Annotated in this window: 2 protein-coding genes; both read right to left on the bottom strand. The window is 58.5% G+C overall.

Annotated features, from left to right (window positions below; genetic code table 11):
• Positions 1-250: 250 nt before the first annotated feature.
• Positions 251-964 (bottom strand): DUF2817 domain-containing protein, encoded by a 714-nt coding sequence (locus tag IVA80_RS12550; protein WP_346347995.1) that lies wholly within the window; start codon positions 962-964, stop codon positions 251-253.
• 11 nt (positions 965-975) lie between these two features.
• Positions 976-1,194, bottom strand: a complete 219-nt coding sequence (locus IVA80_RS38210) for a DUF2817 domain-containing protein (RefSeq protein ID WP_346347994.1) — start codon at positions 1,192-1,194, stop codon at positions 976-978.
• Positions 1,195-1,236: the final 42 nt, after the last annotated feature.

The following is a 1,236-nucleotide window of genomic DNA, read 5'->3' as shown; positions in this document are numbered from 1 at the left end:
GTTTCGTTTCGGTCGATCGGTTTGACGGCACGGTTATCCACCTCGCCCATTCTTATTCCAAACACCGTCCAGCCATCTCAGCTTCGTTGATGCGTCGAAACCCAAGCCCGAAGCGATTAGGCCAAGAACGCCGTCCTACCAGCGGCGATTGATGCGCCCGCCAACGCACTGCTGCGCGCGTGTGGAGCAATGCGAGAAGGGCAACCAAACCGTGATGTGAGACATCACCGGAAATGGCTCGTCGGTAGCGCTAGCCTCCAGACCTAAGTCCCTCGAGTGCCTGTCGATGCACCAAGTGCGCCCGCCAAAGAACCATCTCGTTCCAGTCTGATTTTTGTGGGTAGAAATGGCGCTTGGTGGCGCTCCGAATCTGCCGTCCCAGTTCGGAATCGACCGCCTCCGGTCGATACCTAAACAGCCAGTGCTCATCACTCAGTATTTTTGGATTGGTATAAGTCCCGTACTCAAGCGCAACATAGGTGTGCCGATCGCCCAAGATGCGCTGCCAGTATTCGTCTTGCGTCCCGTGCAGGTTGACAGAGGAGGAAGTCCCCAGATCCGGCAATGTCACGGAGGGCCCAAAGATCGTTGCAGCTCGCTCGTAGCCCTTTAGTCCGGACGGCTGCTCGCACTGCAGTTCCCCATAGCCGTAGGGACCGAGCCCGGTGTGGTAATCGATGATGATGACGCCATCGCGTGCCGCCACGTCAAGATCGGCCGCTATTTGCTCGAGGGTTCGCCTGGCTTCGGTCGGTTCGCTTCCACCGTAAAACAGACCTCCTGGCCTGGTGTACTGACCGCGAGATCTAGCCGAGCGGAAAGCCTGCTCGCCGTGCAGCTTGCGATACTCGGCAATTGCAGCTTGTGCGCGGCGGATCGCCTCTTCTGTTCTGTCTGCAGGAACAAGATATTCATCCAGCTCCTCATACTCGGGATTTGAGGGAACCGGCTTCGAAAAATCGATGAAGTTGCGGTTCAGGTCGCCCCCTCTGCAGTCGACCTGCGATCCCAGGCAAACCCGTAGCAGTTCAGCGCGTGGATGAAGAGCACGGCAGTCGAGGGGGGAAGCTGCTCGTGGAGCTTTGCTCGCAAGAACAGCAGTTGCGCTGCGGAGCCATGGTACCCCTCTGGACCGTGCGTGCCGGAAATCAGGATCAGGAGCTTCCTGGCGTCCGGGCTGCCAAAATACGCCACATCCGTGAACAGAGCCTCGCCTGATGGCCCCTTTGAGCTGCA

It is taken from the genome of Bradyrhizobium sp. 139, assembly GCF_023074175.1.
GTDB lineage: Bacteria > Pseudomonadota > Alphaproteobacteria > Rhizobiales > Xanthobacteraceae > Bradyrhizobium.
This window is presented reverse-complemented; position numbering and strand designations above follow the sequence as displayed.